This is a genomic window from Massilia sp. LC238 (assembly GCF_000735635.1).
Taxonomy (GTDB): Bacteria; Pseudomonadota; Gammaproteobacteria; order Burkholderiales; family Burkholderiaceae_D; genus Telluria; species Telluria varians.
In genome coordinates, this window is record NZ_JNNN01000032.1 from 22,970 (window position 1) to 39,652 (window position 16,683).

13 protein-coding genes are annotated in these 16,683 nt (G+C 64.8%); 4 read left to right on the top strand and 9 right to left on the bottom strand.

Annotated elements, in window-relative coordinates; all coding sequences use genetic code 11:
• Window positions 1-18: 18 nt before the first annotated feature.
• From FG94_RS08240 to FG94_RS08255, 4 genes are all read right to left on the bottom strand, one after another.
• Complete coding sequence (locus FG94_RS08240) at window positions 19-4,740, bottom strand: glutamate synthase-related protein (RefSeq protein ID WP_036209659.1); 4,722 nt, start codon at window positions 4,738-4,740, stop codon at window positions 19-21.
• 323 nt (window positions 4,741-5,063) lie between these two features.
• On the bottom strand, window positions 5,064-5,774 hold the full coding sequence (locus tag FG94_RS08245) for a transposase (protein WP_036209662.1): 711 nt from the start codon (window positions 5,772-5,774) through the stop codon (window positions 5,064-5,066).
• Between the two features lie 106 nt (window positions 5,775-5,880).
• The gene (locus FG94_RS08250) at window positions 5,881-6,561 is read right to left on the bottom strand and encodes a response regulator transcription factor (RefSeq protein ID WP_036209665.1); all 681 of its coding nucleotides are present in this window, start codon (window positions 6,559-6,561) and stop codon (window positions 5,881-5,883) included.
• A 12-nt stretch (window positions 6,562-6,573) separates the two neighbouring features.
• A complete protein-coding gene (locus FG94_RS08255) occupies window positions 6,574-7,722 on the bottom strand; it encodes a sensor histidine kinase KdpD (protein WP_051996340.1) in 1,149 nt (382 codons plus the stop codon).
• A gap of 172 nt (window positions 7,723-7,894) precedes the next feature.
• Here FG94_RS08255 and FG94_RS08260 point away from each other — a divergent pair, with 172 nt between their 5' ends.
• A complete protein-coding gene (locus tag FG94_RS08260) occupies window positions 7,895-8,143 on the top strand; it encodes a DUF3297 family protein (protein WP_027866436.1) in 249 nt (82 codons plus the stop codon).
• 72 nt (window positions 8,144-8,215) lie between these two features.
• Here FG94_RS08260 and FG94_RS08265 read toward each other — a convergent pair whose 3' ends face one another.
• Window positions 8,216-11,341 carry a DEAD/DEAH box helicase gene (locus FG94_RS08265; protein WP_036209668.1) on the bottom strand — a complete coding sequence of 1,042 codons (3,126 nt, stop codon included), beginning with the start codon at window positions 11,339-11,341 and terminating at the stop codon, window positions 8,216-8,218.
• A gap of 270 nt (window positions 11,342-11,611) precedes the next feature.
• Between FG94_RS08265 and FG94_RS08270 the strand changes: the two genes are divergently transcribed.
• Window positions 11,612-13,963: a Tex family protein gene (locus FG94_RS08270; RefSeq protein WP_036209671.1), complete on the top strand. Its 2,352-nt coding sequence runs from the start codon at window positions 11,612-11,614 to the stop codon at window positions 13,961-13,963.
• Between the two features lie 33 nt (window positions 13,964-13,996).
• Here the strand turns inward: FG94_RS08270 and FG94_RS08275 are convergent, their stop codons facing one another.
• On the bottom strand, window positions 13,997-14,284 hold the full coding sequence (locus FG94_RS08275; protein ID WP_036209673.1) for a hypothetical protein: 288 nt from the start codon (window positions 14,282-14,284) through the stop codon (window positions 13,997-13,999).
• 76 nt (window positions 14,285-14,360) lie between these two features.
• Window positions 14,361-14,672, bottom strand: coding sequence for a hypothetical protein (locus FG94_RS08280; protein ID WP_152570900.1), 312 nt, complete (start codon window positions 14,670-14,672; stop codon window positions 14,361-14,363).
• Between the two features lie 165 nt (window positions 14,673-14,837).
• Here FG94_RS08280 and grxD point away from each other — a divergent pair, with 165 nt between their 5' ends.
• Together grxD and FG94_RS08290 are read left to right on the top strand one after the other, a co-directional pair.
• Window positions 14,838-15,152 carry a Grx4 family monothiol glutaredoxin gene (gene grxD / locus FG94_RS08285; protein WP_027866431.1) on the top strand — a complete coding sequence of 105 codons (315 nt, stop codon included), beginning with the start codon at window positions 14,838-14,840 and terminating at the stop codon, window positions 15,150-15,152.
• A 4-nt stretch (window positions 15,153-15,156) separates the two neighbouring features.
• Window positions 15,157-15,750 carry a UbiX family flavin prenyltransferase gene (locus FG94_RS08290; protein ID WP_036209681.1) on the top strand — a complete coding sequence of 198 codons (594 nt, stop codon included), beginning with the start codon at window positions 15,157-15,159 and terminating at the stop codon, window positions 15,748-15,750.
• Between the two features lie 27 nt (window positions 15,751-15,777).
• Here FG94_RS08290 and FG94_RS27865 read toward each other — a convergent pair whose 3' ends face one another.
• Window positions 15,778-15,951, bottom strand: coding sequence for a hypothetical protein (locus tag FG94_RS27865; RefSeq protein WP_200879960.1), 174 nt, complete (start codon window positions 15,949-15,951; stop codon window positions 15,778-15,780).
• Between the two features lie 118 nt (window positions 15,952-16,069).
• A complete protein-coding gene (locus FG94_RS08295; protein WP_036209684.1) occupies window positions 16,070-16,489 on the bottom strand; it encodes a hypothetical protein in 420 nt (139 codons plus the stop codon).
• Between the last annotated feature and the right edge of the window lie 194 nt (window positions 16,490-16,683).

A 16,683-nucleotide genomic window follows, 5' to 3' on the forward strand; every position in this document is an offset into this window, starting at 1 on the left:
GTTGTTTTCCTTATCTCTTTAAGCAGCCAGCTCGATCTTGTCGTTCGCCTCTTCCATGCTCGAGTTGTGCATTTCCTCGAGTGCGCGCTTGTAGTCGGTCGGGAAGACCTTCACGAACTTGCCGCGGCTGTTGGCCCAGTCGTCCAGCAGGTTGCGCGCGCGGGTCGAACCCGTGTGCTTGAAGTGGCGCTCGATCAGGCGGCGCAGGATGACCTCGTCCGACTCGCGCTCGCCGCCCCGGGTCTGGCTGTGCCAGCCGGCCTGGCCCTCCTGGCCCTGCTGCTTGGTGGTGAGCACCGGCTCCAGGTTGACCATCGTGGTATTGCACTTGCCTTCGAACTCGCCCTTCGGGTCGTACACGTAGGCGACGCCGCCCGACATGCCCGCCGCGAAGTTGCGGCCGGTCTCGCCCAGCACCACGACGGTACCACCGGTCATGTATTCGCAACCGTGGTCGCCGCAGCCCTCGACCACCGCCGTGGCGCCCGAGTTGCGCACCGCGAAGCGCTCGCCGGCCACGCCGTTGAAGAAGGCTTCGCCCGAAATCGCGCCGTACAGCACGGTGTTGCCGACGATGATGTTGTCCACCGCCCAGCCGCGGAACTCGGTGTTCGGGCGCACGATGATGCGGCCGCCCGACAGACCCTTGCCGACGTAGTCGTTGCCCTCGCCCACCAGGTCGATGGTGATGCCCGCCGCCAGGAAGGCCGCGGCCGACTGGCCGGCGGTGCCCTGCAGCTGGATGTGGATGGTGTCGTCCGGCAGGCCGGCGTGGCCGTAGCGCTTGGCCACTTCGCCCGACAGCATGGTGCCCACGGTGCGGTTCAGGTTCCTCACCGGCGAGATGAAGGAGACCCGCGCGCCCTTCTCCAGCGCGGCCTTGGCCTGGGCGATCAGCTTGTGGTCCAGCGCCTTGTCCAGGCCATGGTCCTGGCCGTCGGTGTGGAACAGCGCGCGCTGCGATTCGACCTTCGGCTGGTAGAAGATGTTCGAGAAGTCCAGGCCCTGCGCCTTCCAGTGCTGGACCGCGCGGGCCTTGTCGAGCAGGTCGGTGCGGCCGATCAGTTCGTCGTAGCTGCGGATGCCCAGCTGTGCCATCAGCTGGCGCGCTTCTTCGGCGACGAAGAAGAAGTAGTTCACCACGTGCTCCGGCTTGCCCTGGAACTTGGCGCGCAGCACCGGGTCCTGGGTCGCGACGCCGACCGGGCAGGTATTCAGATGGCACTTGCGCATCATGATGCAGCCTTCGACCACCAGCGGCGCCGTCGCAAAACCGATTTCGTCGGCGCCCAGCATGGCGGCAACGACCACGTCGCGGCCGGTGCGCATCTGGCCGTCGGCCTGGACGCGGATGCGGCTGCGCAGGCCGTTCAGTACCAGCGTCTGCTGGGTTTCCGCCAGGCCCAGCTCCCACGGGGTGCCAGCGTGCTTGACCGAGGACAGCGGCGACGCGCCGGTGCCGCCGTCGTGGCCGGCGACCACCACGTGGTCGGCCTTGGCCTTCGAGACGCCCGCGGCGACGGTGCCGATGCCCACTTCCGACACCAGCTTGACCGAGATCGAGGCATTCGGGTTGACGTTCTTCAGGTCGTGGATCAGCTGCGCCAGGTCTTCGATCGAATAGATGTCGTGGTGTGGCGGCGGCGAGATCAGGCCCACGCCCGGCACCGACACGCGCAAGGACGCGATGTACTCGGACACCTTGTGGCCCGGCAGCTGGCCGCCTTCGCCCGGTTTTGCTCCTTGTGCCATCTTGATCTGGATCTGGTCGGCCGATGCCAGGTACTCGGCGGAGACGCCGAAGCGGCCCGACGCCACCTGCTTGATCTTCGAGCGCAGCGAATCGCCCTCTTCCAGCGGGATGTCGGCCACCACGCGGTCCGCACCCAGGATCGAGGCCAGGCTCTCGCCCTTGGCGATCTTGATGCCCTTGAATTCGCCCATGTAGCGGCGCGGGTCTTCGCCGCCTTCGCCGGTGTTGCTCTTGCCGCCGATGCGGTTCATGGCGATGGCCAGGGTGGCGTGCGCTTCGGTACTGATCGAGCCGAGCGACATGGCGCCGGTGGCGAAGCGCTTGACGATTTCCTTGGCCGGCTCGACTTCTTCCAGCGGGATGGCTTTGGACGGATCGATCCTGAACTCGAACAGGCCGCGCAGGGTCAGGTGGCGGCGGCTCTGGTCGTTGATGATCTGCGCGTATTCCTTGTAGGTGCTGAAGTTGTTGGCGCGGGTCGAGTGCTGCAGCTTGGCGATCGCGTCCGGGGTCCACAGGTGGTCTTCGCCGCGCACGCGGAAGGCGTATTCGCCGCCGGTGTCGAGCGCGTTGGCCAGCACCGGATCGTTGCCGAAGGCGAGCGAATGCAGGCGCAGCGCCTCTTCCGCCACTTCGAACAGGCCGATGCCCTCCACCGTGGACGAAGTGCCGCGGAAGTACTTGTCGACCAGCGACTTGTTCAGGCCCACGGCTTCGAAGATCTGGGCGCCGCAGTAGGACATGTAGGTGGAGATGCCCATCTTGGACATCACCTTCATCAGACCCTTGCCCACCGCCTTGGTGTAGTTGTAGATCGCCTTGTCGGCGTCCATCTCGTGCGGCAGGTTGTGCGCCAGGTCCGCCAGGGTCTCGAGCGCCAGGTACGGGTGCACGGCTTCCGCGCCGTAGCCGGCCAGCAGGGCGAAGTGGTGGGTCTCGCGGGCCGAGCCGGTTTCGACCACCAGGCCGGTGGAGGCGCGCAGGCCGCGGCCGACCAGGTGCTGGTGGATGGTCGAGGTGGCCAGCAGCGCGGGAATCGCGACCTGGTCGGCGGACATGTTGCGGTCCGAGACGATCAGGATGTTGTGGCCCGACTTGACCGCGTCCACGGCTTCGGCGCACAACGAGGCGAGCGAGGCTTCGATGCCTTCCTTGCCCCAGGCGACCGGATAGCAGATGTTCAGCTCATAGGACTTGAACTTGCCGCCGGTGTGCGAGCTGATACCGCGCAGGCGCGCCATGTCGTCGAAGCCGAGGATCGGCTGCGAGACTTCCAGGCGCATCGGCGGGTTGACGTTGTTGGTGTCCAGCAGGTTCGGCTTCGGACCGATGAAGGAGACCAGCGACATGACCATGCTTTCGCGGATCGGGTCGATCGGCGGATTGGTCACTTGCGCAAACAATTGTTTAAAGTAGTTATACAAAGGTTTGAGCTTGTTCGACATGACCGCCAGTGGCGAATCATTGCCCATCGAACCGGTGGCTTCTTCGCCCAGCACCGCCATCGGCGCCATCAGGAACTTCAGGTCTTCCTGGGTGTAGCCGAAGGCCTGCTGGCGGTCCAGCAGCGGCACCGCCGCTTTTTCGCCCTGGGCATCCTTGGCTCGGTGCTGGGTCAGCTGCGATTCCGACAGCTTGATTTCGTTGAGCTTGATGCGCACCGACTTGATCCAGGCTTTATAGGGCTTGGCGTTCGAGTAGGTGTCCTTCAGCTCCTTGTCGTCGATGATGCGGCCGGCTTCCAGGTCGATCAAGAACATCTTGCCTGGCTGGAGGCGCCACTTCTTGACGATGCGCGATTCGGGAATCGGCAGCACGCCCGATTCCGAGGCCATGACGACCAGGTCGTCCTCGGTGATGACGTAGCGCGCCGGACGCAGGCCGTTGCGGTCCAGGGTGCCGCCGATGTGGCGGCCGTCGGTGAAGGCCATGGCGGCCGGGCCGTCCCACGGTTCCATCATCGCGGCGTGGTATTCGTAGAAGGCGCGGCGGTTGTCGTCCATCGACGTGTGGTTTTCCCAGGCTTCCGGGATCATCATCATCATCGCCTGGGCGACCGGGTAGCCGGCCATCACCAGGAGTTCGAGCGCGTTGTCGAAGCAGGCGGTGTCGGACTGGCCTTCATAGATCAGCGGGAAGAGTTTACCCAGGTCTTCGCCCAGCACGGCGGACTTCAGCATGCCTTCGCGGGCGCGGGTCCAGTTGAAGTTGCCCTTGACGGTATTGATCTCGCCGTTGTGCGCGATCAGGCGGTAAGGGTGGGCCAGCGGCCATTCCGGGAAGGTGTTGGTGGAGAAGCGCTGGTGCACCAGGGCCAGGGCCGAGATGCAGCGCGGATCCTGCAGGTCCTTGTAGTAGACGCCGACCTGGTCGGCCAGCAGCAGGCCCTTGTAGACAATGGTGCGGGCCGACATCGAGGGCACGAAGAACTCCTTGCCGTGCAGGAGCTTCAGGGCCTGGATCGCGTGGCCGGAGGATTTGCGGATGACGTACAGCTTGCGCTCGAGCGCGTCGGTGACCATGATGTCCGGGCCGCGGCCGATGAAGATCTGGCGGATCACCGGCTCTTTTGCCTTCACGAAGGGCGACATCGGCATGGTCTCGTCGACCGGCACGTTGCGCCAGCCGAGCACGACCTGGCCTTCGATGCGCACGGCGCGTTCGATTTCCTGTTCGCAGGCGATGCGCGAGGCGTGCTCCTTCGGCAGGAACACCATGCCGACGCCGTATTCGCCGGGCGGCGGCAGTTCCACGCCCTGCTTGGCCATCTCGTCGCGGAAGTACTGGTCCGGGATCTGGATCAGGATACCGGCGCCGTCGCCCATCAGCGGATCGGCGCCGACCGCGCCGCGGTGGTCGAGGTTCTTCAGGATCTGCAGGCCCTGCTCGATGATCGAGTGGCTCTTGTTGCCCTTGATATGGGCGATGAAACCGACGCCGCAGGCATCGTGTTCATTGGCGGGATCGTACAAACCTTGGGCAATCATGAGGCAATCTCCACAGCTTAATCTAGGGTCGAAAATCGAGAATAGTGCAACGCAACACAAACGTAAACAAGAATAATTAGGGTCAGAGTCGAATTGTTTGACAAGTTTTTGAACTTTCCATTAATTGGGGACAGAGTAAAATGCAAACGGCAAAAATGGGCCTGTGCATCGATAAACCCTTGATTTTAATGAGAAGAAGTGGAGGCGCTCGGCATGGCGGCAGGCTCGTCCGGATGTCACGTCCGTGCCTGCAGAGCTGCCTTGCGCGATGCCGAATAAAAAAAGGGCACGAATAATCATGCCCTTGATCAATTGCTGATTACTTATGCTTGCGAAAGCGGCGGGATCGGTTCCCGGAACGGCCGTCCGCGCTTGGCCGGCAGGATCTGGCGCTTGGTCCGGCGCTCGAGCTCGGCCTTGAAGGCATCCGACCCCAGGGGCTGGTTCTTCAGCACCGAGGCGGTCACGAAGTCCATCTCTTCCTGCGCAATGCCCTGCATCACGAGGTCGGTGTAGGCCGCTTCGCGCTGGAAGGGCGTATTGCCCAGGCCCCAGTAGAGCAGGTGGTCGGTGATGAGGGCGTCTGTGCGCACGCCGGTGTGGTGGGCGTAGCTCGACCACGGGTAGTCCAGCGGCGCCGCGGCCAGCCCGGCGCGCACCGGATTGAGCTCGATGTAGCGGCTGCAGGCCAGGAGATAATGCTCGGTATCGACCAGCGAGGTGCGGAAGCGCCCTTCGAACAGGCCGCCCGTGCGCTCGTACTTCTGATTGAACCAGGGGACGTAGAAGCGGCCGACCTTCTGCATCATCAGCGCCAGCCCGGTGTCGTTGGAAGGCGTCGCCAGCAGGTGCAGGTGGTTCGGCATCAGCACATAGGCGTGAATGGCCACCTCGTAGAAGCGCGCCGCCTCCTTCAGCCAGGCGAGGAAGCGCTGGTAGTCGACCTCTTCGCGAAAGATCGGCTGGCGGTTGTTGCCGCGCTGGATGAGGTGCTGCGGCTGGTTCGGGATGATGAGTCGGGGAAGGCGTGCCATGGCGTGCTCGAAAGTCGAGCACGCATTTTAGCCGAGAAACCTGACTCTGTCCCCGATTAATCTCAGCGCAGTCAAAAAATGGGCCGACTCTGTCCCTATTTAATGCTCAGGCCAGGGTGAAGCCGGCGGAGAGGCTGTAGCCTTCGCCGTAGGCGCTGCGCAGAGGCAGGTCCTGGCCGAGGCCGGAACGGGCTTTCTTGCGCAGGCGGTAGACCAGCATGTCGACCCGGCGGCTGGCGTCCGGGTCTTCGCCGCCCATGCCGGCGACGATCACCTGGCGCGGCACCGGACGGGTGTTGATGGTCAGGAGGTGCAGGAAGTTGCACTCCTTTTCGGTCAGGTCGATCACCTTGCCGCCCAGCTCGAGCTGGCGGGCGCTCACGCGCAGGGTCCACTTGCTCCGCGCCGGCGCCGGGTCGGCCGGACGCACACGGCGGTCCAGCGCTTCGATGTGCGCCGCCAGTTCGGGGAACTTGATCGGCTTGGTCAGGTAGTGGTCGGCGCCCAGGCGCAGCCCGAGGATGCGGTGGTCGAACGCGACCCGGCCGGTCAGCACCAGGAGGCCGATCTCCGGGTACAGCTGGCGCATCCGCGGAATGACATTGAAACCATCCTCGTCGGGCAGGCCGAGGTCGAGCACGACGACCGCTGCCGGCGTGCGCGTCAGCGCCGCCCACATCTCGCTCGCGGTCTTGGCGATCGTGACGTCATGGTCCAGTTCCCGCAGGAACTCGGCCATGTCGTCGGCGTATTCGCCATTGTCTTCAACAATCAGTATCTGCGTCATGGATTGGTCAGGTTAATGATCGGTCCGATTATCACTGTTGGGAGAGGATGAGGCAAGCTGTTGTTGGCCGTTAATATCCAGGGCGGGTAGCCAGAGCCGGAATTCCTTGCCGCCCTCCCCCAGGCGCAGCATGCCGCCGTGGACGTCGACGATCGAGCGCGCCATATATAGGCCCAGGCCGCTGCCCGGCAGGCCGGTGGCATTGCTGCCGCGGTAGCCCTTGTCGAAAATGCAGGCTGCATCCTCCGGCGGCACCCCGGCGCCTTCGTCGCGCACCGTGAACTCGACGCCGTTGCCGCTGCGGCGCGCGCCCAGCGTCACCTTGCTGCCGGCCGGCGAGTACAGCAGGGCATTGTCGACCAGGACCTTCAGCGCCAGCCGCAATCCCTCAGGCTCGCCGCGCAGGCCCAGCCTCAGCTGTTCCGCGTCCACCACCGCTTCGCGGCCGGCTTCGCGCAACTGCTTCACGCCGGCGTCCAGCAAATCGCGCGCGGCGATGGTGTTCGGCTGGCGCACCTGGCCGATCGCGGCCATGCGGTCCGGCGACAGGTATTCGTCGAGCATGGCGATCAGGCGGTCGGCCGCGACCGCGATCTTGCGGTAGCGCTGGCGCACGGTGTCGTCGGCGCCCTGCGCGGTCGCTTCCAGGCGCTGGATCGCGCCGTCGATGGTCGCCAGCGGCGTGCGGAATTCGTGGTTCAGCATGCTCGCGAAACGGCGCTGGTCGGCCAGGTGGGCGCGCTGCGCCGACAGGTCGCGCAGCAGTCCCACCAGCGAGCGGCTGGCGTCATCGTTGCGCACCACCGTGGTGATCACCTGCAACCCGACCGGATGGCCGTCCGCGTTGCGCACGTCGACTTCCTGCACGCGGCGCTCGCCTGGCGCGAGCCCGCCCTGCGCAGCGAGGTGCAGGCCGAGCGCCCCCAGCGCTTCGTGCGCGCCGCCTCCGATCGCGGCCTGCAGTGCGCCGGCCTCGTGGCCCAGCAAGGCGGAAAATGCCGGGCTCAGATAGCGCAGCGTGTGCGCGGGCAGCTCGATGCTGAAGGCGATGTCGCCGGCGAGTTCGGCAATGGTGCGGAAATGATGATCGATACCGGCAATGCCGGCAGGGCGCTCCGGACTGGCCGGAGCATGGGGATCAGCAGCCGTGCTACGGGTCATTGGGCACTTTCTGTTATCGATGGGACAATGAACGTTGTCACCCAGTATATCGTTGCTCCCGCCACTTTGTATAGGAGCGAGCCCGGCCTTGTCCTGCACCGGCGCCGGATCGCTATGTCGATGTGATGAAAAATGCGCCACGGTGGGCGCAGTTGATGGATAATTCGCGTCTATGAACGATACCGCTACCCTCCCCCCACTCCCGGACCGGCTCTCGATCGACCCGAGCAGCCCTTTTCATAACCGCGACGTTTTCCAGCGCGAGATCGGCATCCGCTTCAACGACAAGGATCGCCACGACGTCGAAGAGTATTGCATGAGCGAAGGCTGGATCAAGGTCGCCGCCGGCCGCACGCTCGACCGCAAGGGCAAGCCGATGCTGATCAAGCTGAAGGGCAAGGTCGAGGCTTTTTACAAGTAATCCGCATTGATGCAAAAAGAAGGGCGGCTGGTGCAAACCAGCCGCCCTTTCTTTTTGCGCCTTAAAGCGCTCTTAGTCTTCCAGCGGTGCGAAGATCGCCTGCAGGTCTTCCTGCGTCAGCGCCATCTTCTGCGATTCGCCTTCGGACAGGATCGACTGCGCCAGCTCCGACTTCTTCAGCTGCAGCTGCTGGATCTTCTCTTCCAGCGTGCCCTTGGCAATCAGCTTGTACACGAACACCGGCTTGTCCTGTCCGATGCGCCAGGCGCGGTCGGTGGCCTGGTTCTCGGCCGCCGGGTTCCACCACGGGTCGTAGTGGATCACGGTGTCGGCCGCGGTCAGGTTCAGACCCACACCGCCGGCCTTCAGGCTGATCAGGAAGATCGGCACCGCGCCCTGCTGGAAGGCGGCCACCTGGGCCGAGCGGTCGCGCGTCTCGCCGGTGAGCAGCGCGTAGTGGATGCCGCGCGCGGCCAGCTCTTCCTCGATCAGGAACAGCATGCTGGTGAACTGCGAGAACACCAGGATCTTGCGGCCTTCCTGCAGCAGGTCTTCGACCATCTGCATCAGGTCGGTCAGCTTGGCCGACACCGCGGCGGTGTTCTTCTTGCCCGGCATGGCCTTCACCAGGCGCGGGTCGCAGCAGACCTGGCGCAGCTTGAGCAGCGCTTCGAGGATGACGATCTGGCTGCGCGCCACGCCCTTGCGGTCGATCTCGTCGCGCACCTTCTTGTCCATCGCCAGGCGCACGGTTTCGTACATGTCGCGCTGTGCACCCGAGAGCTCGATGCGGCGCACCATCTCGGTCTTCTCCGGCAGTTCCTTGGCCACGTGGTCCTTGGTACGGCGCAGCAGGAAGGGCTTGATGCGGCGGCTCAGCAGGGTGCGGCGCACCGAGTCGTCCTGGCGTTCGATCGGGTGGCGGAACTGGTTGTTGAAACTCTTCTCGTCGCCCAGCAGGCCAGGCAGCAGGAAGTGGAACTGCGACCACAGCTCGCCCAGGTGGTTCTCGAGCGGGGTGCCGGACAGGCACAGGCGGTGGCGGGCATTCAGCGAGCCGGCCGTCTGCGCCGCCTTGGAGCGGGTGTTCTTGATGTAGTGCGATTCGTCCAGGATCACCAGGTGATAGTGGTGCTCGCGCAGCTTTTCCTCGTCGCGCGGCAGCAGCGCATAGGTGGTCAGCACGATGTCGGCGTCGTCGATCTGGTCGAACAGGTCCATGCGCTCCTTGCCCTGCAGGAGCAGCACCTTCAGGCTCGGGGCGAAGCGCGCGGCCTCGTCGAACCAGTTGGTCATGAGGCTGGTCGGCGCGATCACCAGGGCCGGGCTGGTCAGGCGCCCCGCTTCCTTCTCGGTGAGGATGTGGGCCAGGGTCTGCACGGTTTTGCCGAGACCCATGTCGTCGGCCAGGATGCCGCCGAGGTCGTACTCGCGCAGGAACTGCATCCACGACAGGCCGTCGAGCTGGTAGTCGCGCAGCGTGGCCTGCAGGCCTTTCGGGGCCTCGACCTTCTTGACCGAGCCGAACTGGCTCAGCTTGCGGCCGGTCTCGCGCAGGCGCTCGCCGCCGGTCCAGCGCAGCTCGAGGCCGCGCGCCAGGTCTTCCAGGCGCGCCGCGTCCAGCGTGGACATGCGCATGCGGCCCTTGATCTTGTCATTGAAGTACAGCTCGCCGAGCGTGGCGAGGATGGGCTTCAGGCGGCCCCAGGGGAGCGCCACGCGCACGCCGTCCGGCAGCGTGGCCAGCATCTGGTCGGCTTCGGCATGGGCGGCCAGCACGGCCGGGTCGAACTCTAGAGGGGCGCTGCGGATCAGCTGCACCAGCACCGGCAGCAGCGGCACGCGCTTGCGCGCCACCACGATGCCCAGCTCCAGTTCGAACCAGGCATTGCCCGCTTCTTCGGGTTCGTCGATGTCGGCATACCAGTCTTCGACCGGCACCACGTCGTAGCGGTACTTGGCCGACTTCTGCAGGTGCCAGCCGGTGTCGGACAGGGCGTCGAGGTCGTTCTCGGCGAAGCGCAGCCAGTGCGCCTGGCTGTCCAGCACCAGGGCGCCGGCCATGGCGTTGAACGGTGCGGTGACCGGCTTGCGGAAGCCGATCTCGTTCAGTTTGTTCAGGGCCGCGGCTTCGGCCTTCGGGTCGCGTTCGATGACCTCGGTGACGTCGCCGATCTGGCGCACCACGCGCTGGGCCGGATCGAAGGACACGCGCTGGCCGTCGTAGTCGTAGGCCAGCACGGCGAAGTCGTGCCAGCGCGGCGTGCCGCCGTCGGACAGCTGCACCGAATCGAGCAGCAGGTGCGGAATCGGCTTGACGTCGTTGCGCAGGCGCTGGGTGAGCGGCTGCGGCAGCGGCATCAGCTGCTGCAGGCCGTGCGCCAGCAGCAGTTGCGAGACGCGTTTCTTGTCGGTGCCGGTCAGGGTCGGGGCCTGGGCCACCAGCGCCTGCAGTTCGGCCAGCGAGATGTCGATGCCGCCGCGATTCAGTTCGAGCGGGCCGATCGACAGGTTGTCGATGTACCACGGCGGGTCGGTCGGCAGCATGTAGTCGATCAGGTCGGCCCCGCTGTGGGTGGCGCCGTTGGCCGGTTCCACCGACCACCCCAGCTTGGCCACGCGGCCTTCGTCGCGCCAGGCCAGGCTGGCCAGGCGGGTCGGGCCGGCCTGCAGCGGATAGACCAGGCCATTGGCCATGTCGGACCACGAGTTCGCCCACAGCAGCTTGCCTTGTTCAAGAAGCATCTGCAGCAGGATGGCGCCGACTTTGCCTTTCGGTTCGGTGGCGCTGGTGCCCTGGGCCGAGCCGCTGCGCATGGCGATGAAGAAGCGCACCAGGTCGACGTCGTCGCCTTCGAGGTAGCTTGGAGGCGCCGACAGCAGCGAGAACACTTCGCTTACCGGGCTGGCGGCGGCGACGTCGCCGTTCGGGCGCAGGCGCGCCTTGCACAGGCAGATGGCGACGTGGCGGCCGCCGCTGGTCGGGGCCATCACGTAGACAAACTTGTACTGCACGGCCTTCGGATCGGCGACCTCGTCGGTCAGCTTGGGCTGCGGGTGCGCCGCCGCCTCGACCCTTTGCAGCCAGCTCACCACCGGCGCGGGCAGGGCGGGAGCGCGTGCGGGAGCGCGGGCGACGGCAGGTGCTGCTGCGGGTGCGTCGGTGGCGTTCTCGCGGTGATCATCGACTGTGTGCATGGGTCTCGTGTGTCTGTATTAAAAACGACAATAACGAACATTATCCTTCATACGGACGCTTCCGTTTTGTTCGGAATCGCACGTAGCGGACAAAACTTGTCCGCACCATCTGCGTGCATCTTGTACGTGCATGCGAATCGCGCGTGCAGCCGACTGTTCTCGCATGTTCAAGTGGCGCTGTCAAGACTGGTGTATCCACCGCGTTTGCGTATCATTGTTCGCTTGACCTTTTAGAGACACGCGCGTATTCATCGCGCACATCATCGCACCATGCTGCCATCCATCGAACAACGCCTCGCCCTCGAACTGTCCGCCAAACCGGTCCAGGTGGCCGCCGCCGTCGCCCTGCTCGACGAAGGCGCGACTGTCCCCTTCATCGCACGCTACCGCAAGGAAGCCACCGGCGGTCTCGACGACACCCAGCTGCGACTTCTGGAAGAGCGCCTGCGCTACCTGCGCGAGCTCGAAGACCGCCGCGCGTCGATCATCGCGTCGATCACGGAGCAGAACAAGATGACGCCGGAGCTGCTCGATGCGATCGCCCATGCCGAGGACAAGACCCGGCTGGAAGACCTGTACCTGCCCTACAAGCAGAAGCGCCGCACCAAGGCGCAGATCGCGATCGAAGCGGGCCTGGCGCCGCTGGCCGAAGCCTTGCTGAACGACCCGGGCCTGAACCCCGACGAAGTGGCCGCCGGCTACCTGCGCGAGGCCTTCACGAATGCCGACGGCGGCGCCAACCCGGGCGTGGCGGATACCAAGGCGGCCCTCGACGGTGCGCGCCAGATCCTGATGGAGCGCTTCGCCGAAGATGCGACGCTGCTGCAGTCGCTGCGCGAATACGTGCAGGAGCACGGCGTGGTCGAGTCAAAAGTCGTGGCCGGCCAGGAGGACGCGGGTGAAAAATTCGCCGACTATTTCGACTATTCCGAAACCCTGTCCACGATTCCTTCGCACCGCGCGCTGGCGCTGATGCGCGGCCGCCGCGAGGGCGTGCTCGATGTCACCCTGCGCCTCGATTCGGAGCTTGAAAAGCCGAAGTGGGACGCGCCCCACAACCCGTGCGAAAGCCGCATCTGCGCCGCCTTCGGCATCAAGGCGCTTGGGCGCCCGGCCGACAAGTGGCTGCTCGACACCGCGCGCTGGACCTGGCGCGTGAAGAGCTTCATGTACATCGAGACCGAGCTGATGGGCGCGCTGCGCGAGAAGGCCGAACTCGATGCGATCGGGGTCTTCGCCCGCAACCTGAAGGCGCTGCTTCTGGCCGCGCCGGCCGGCCCGCGCGCCACCATGGGCCTGGACCCGGGCCTGCGTACCGGCGTCAAGGTGGCGGTGGTCGACGCCACCGGCAAGGTGGTCGACACCGCCACCGTCTACCCGCACCAGCCGCGCAACGACTGGGAGGGCGCCCTGCACGTGCTCGGCCAGCTGGCGGCCAAGCACAATGTGTCGCTGATCTCGATCGGCAACGGCACCGCCTCGCGCGAGACCGACAAGCTGGCCCAGGATCTGATCAAGCAACGCCCGGAGCTCAAGCTGACCAAGATCGTCGTCTCGGAAGCCGGCGCCTCGGTGTATTCAGCCTCGGAATTCGCCTCGCGCGAGCTGCCGGAGCTGGACGTCTCGCTGCGCGGCGCGGTCTCGATCGCACGCCGCCTGCAGGACCCGCTGGCGGAACTGGTCAAGATCGACCCGAAATCGATCGGCGTCGGCCAGTACCAGCACGACGTGTCCCAGACCCAGCTCGCGCGTTCGCTCGACGCCGTGGTCGAGGATTGCGTGAACGCGGTGGGCGTGGACGTGAACACGGCCTCGGCGCCGCTACTGGCGCGGGTCTCGGGTTTATCCGGCAGCGTGGCGCAAAGCATCGTGAACTACCGCGACATGCAGGGCGCTTTTGCTTCGCGCGCGGCATTGAAGAAAGTGCCGCGGCTGGGCGACAAGACCTTCGAGCAGGCGGCCGGCTTCTTGCGCGTGATGAACGGCGAGAACCCGCTGGACGCCTCGGCGGTCCACCCGGAATCCTATCCGGTGGTCGAGAAGATCCTGGGCGACATCAAGCGCGACATGAAGGCGGTGATCGGCGACAGTACGCTCATCAAGTCGCTCAACCCGGCCAAGTATGCGGATGACAAATTCGGCGTGCCGACCGTGACCGACATCCTGAAGGAACTGGAAAAGCCGGGCCGCGACCCGCGTCCGGAATTCACCACCGCGACCTTCAAGGAAGGCGTTGAAGAAATCTCGGACCTGCGCCCGGACATGATCCTGGAAGGCGTGGTGACCAACGTGGCCGCCTTCGGCGCCTTTGTCGACATCGGCGTGCACCAGGACGGACTGGTGCACATCTCGGCGCTGTCGAACACTTTTGTGAAAGACCCGCACACCGTGGTCAAGGCCGGCCAGGTGGTGAAGGTGAAAGTGCTGGAAGTGGACGTCAAGCGCAAACGCATTGCGCTCACCATGCGCCTGTCGGATGCAGCGCCGCAGCCGGGCGCGCGTCCGGAGCAGCGCGGCGACCGCAACGACAGCAAGCGCCTGGCCCAGCATCAGCGCCAGGAGAAGCCGGCGCAGGCCGCCGGCGGCGCGATGGCCGCGGCCTTCGCCAAGCTGAAGAAGTAATGGCGCGTGCGCGGTGGCCGGCTGGTGAGCCGGTCAGCCCGCGTGCTTGAGGAACAGCCCGACCATGTAGACGCTCAGGAAGCCGAAGCCGATCAGGATCATGCGCTTTTGCGGCAACCCGGGCAGTCCGGTTTTCTTGATATGCAGTCCTTCGCGCACCAGCAGCAGGCCATAGCCGAGGGCCGCGATGCCGCACAGGAGGCGGCCGATGCCCAGGCCCATCAGGCCCTCGATGAGGTTGATCAGGCCGGGGATGGCCAGCAGGGCGCCGATCGCGAAATTGGCGGTGGCCGAGGGTCTGCGTTGGGGTGTCTGTTGCATGATGCGTGCCGGACGAATGGAATGCGCGCGATCATACCAGTCCCGCCCCGCCCATGGGCAAAAAACGCGGGCCGGTTCAGCCCAGGACGCGCACCGCGGTCATGCCCACCTTCACCAGGAAGCACAGGCAGAACAGGCCGAAGCAGGCGTAGCCGACCATGGTCGTGCGCGTTGATGCCAGCTCGGCGCGGCGGTCGCGCCAGGCCTGCACCGCGCAGTACAAGAGGAACAGGCCGGCCGGCAGCTGGCCGATGTAGAGCAGGACGTCTTCCAGAGGTTCCCGGTACATGCCGGTGATGATTTCGTACATGCCGGCAATGACAAAGAAGGCAGCCATGCACCACAGCAGGGGCGATGGCATGGAAGCAAAGCCTCGGTAGGCGGTCATGATGGTTCCCGTTCGGGTGGCATGAAAGGCCATCATAGCGGGGATTTTCCGGTAAAAATCCGCCGATTGTCACAGCAGGCGGGAGAACGACGCCAGGCCCGTGCCCGCCCTGCCGAATTCTTATAAAATGGCGGCATCTTATCCATTCCCACTGAAGGCACACACATGAGCGACGTTCAAACCTGGATCAAAGACACCGTGACCACCACCCCGGTCGTGCTGTTCATGAAGGGAACCGCGCAATTCCCGCAATGCGGCTTCTCGGGCCGCGCCATCCAGATCCTGAAAGCCTGCGGTGTCGACAACATCGCCACCGTCAACGTCCTGGAAGACGCGGAAGTCCGCCAGGGCATCAAGGACTACTCGAACTGGCCGACCATCCCGCAGCTCTACGTGCGCGGCGAATTCATCGGCGGCACCGACATCATGAACGAGATGTACGAATCGGGCGAGCTGCAGACCCTGCTGAAGAACGGCTGATCACATGGCCGCGCGTCCGCGCCGTATTATCGTCGCCATCACTGGCGCAACCGGCGCGACGTATGGCGTGCAGCTGCTGCGGCGGCTGCACGCGACTCCCGGCGTCGAGACCCACCTGGTGATTTCCGACGCCGCCTCCCTCACCCTGCACCAGGAACTCGGCCTGCAGCGGCGCGATGCCGAGGCGCTGGCCCACGTCGTCCACCGCAACCGCGACATCGGCGCCTCGATCGCCAGCGGTTCGTTCCAGACCGACGGCATGGTGATCGCTCCCTGTTCGATGAAAACCCTGGCGGCCGTCGCCCATGGCCTGTCGGACAACCTGGTCACGCGCGCCGCGGACGTGATGCTGAAGGAAAGGCGCAGGCTGGTGCTGATGGTGCGCGAGACGCCCTTCAACCTGGCGCACCTGCGCAATATGACGGCGGTGACGGAGATGGGCGGCATCGTGTTCCCGCCCCTGCCGAGCTTTTATCACCGTCCGGCGACGATCGAAGAGATGGTCGAGCATACGGTCGACCGGGCGGTCGACCTCCTCGGGCTCGACAACGCCCAGGCCCCGCGCTGGGGCGGCATGAAAGACGCGCAGGAAAACTGACAGCACCGGACCTAGCCGGCCGCTTGTTCAGCGCTTGTCGCCGTCGAACGGCCCGTCGGCCTTCTTCGCCTCGCGCGCTTCCTCGAGCATCCGCCGCCGGGCATTGCGTTGTCGCATCACCTCGGCATGGCGCGCCGCCGTCATCGGCGGTGCGGTCATCAGTTCCTTGAGCTGGGCGGTGTTGGCGTAGTTGTTTCGCATACGGCAGCTGCTCCTTGACATGACCCGGTGACGGCGGATCCGCTCGCCACTGGACAGATTATGACCCAGCTGCAGCTGTTTGTGCCGTTCTGCACTCACGAAAAGTGCAAATACGAAACTATTTCTGGTCTGGCTTCTGGTGATTCATTCGCACCAGCATGCGGATGAACTCGCGCGCCAGCTGGCGATGGTGCTCGTCCAGACGTTGTAAATCTGCAATCAGCTTCACGTCCGCGGATTCGAAGCGGGCGCCACCGCCATTGCTTTCGCTGCCGGCAGCGGCATGCTCGGCGCCGCCGAAGCGCAGCCAGTCGGCCGGCACGCCCAGCCACTGGGCAATCATGCGCAGCTTTTCCTGGGTCGGGATGGCTTCGCCCACCAGCCACTTGCGCGCGGCGTGGACGGTGATCGGGCGGCCTTCGAAACGGATGTTGAATTCCCTGGCCAGGCGGGTGGGGCTATCGGGCGAGTAGTGGGCGTTCTTCAGCGCCTGTTGCAGGCGCTCGCTGAAGCTCTCCCGTTCATTGGTTGAATTCATTGCAATACTTACGTTATGTGCGGATGGCCTGTGCAGACGGCCGGGCGTTCTATGGCTGAGAAGCCTCAGCAAACAATCATACCTTTAAAAAGTAACAAAGATGTGATTATTTAATAGAATTTGCATGTTTTACGAACCGGAAATATTAACCGCAATTCCCCATTTGGGGAATCGATAATATATCCTAAAGGAAA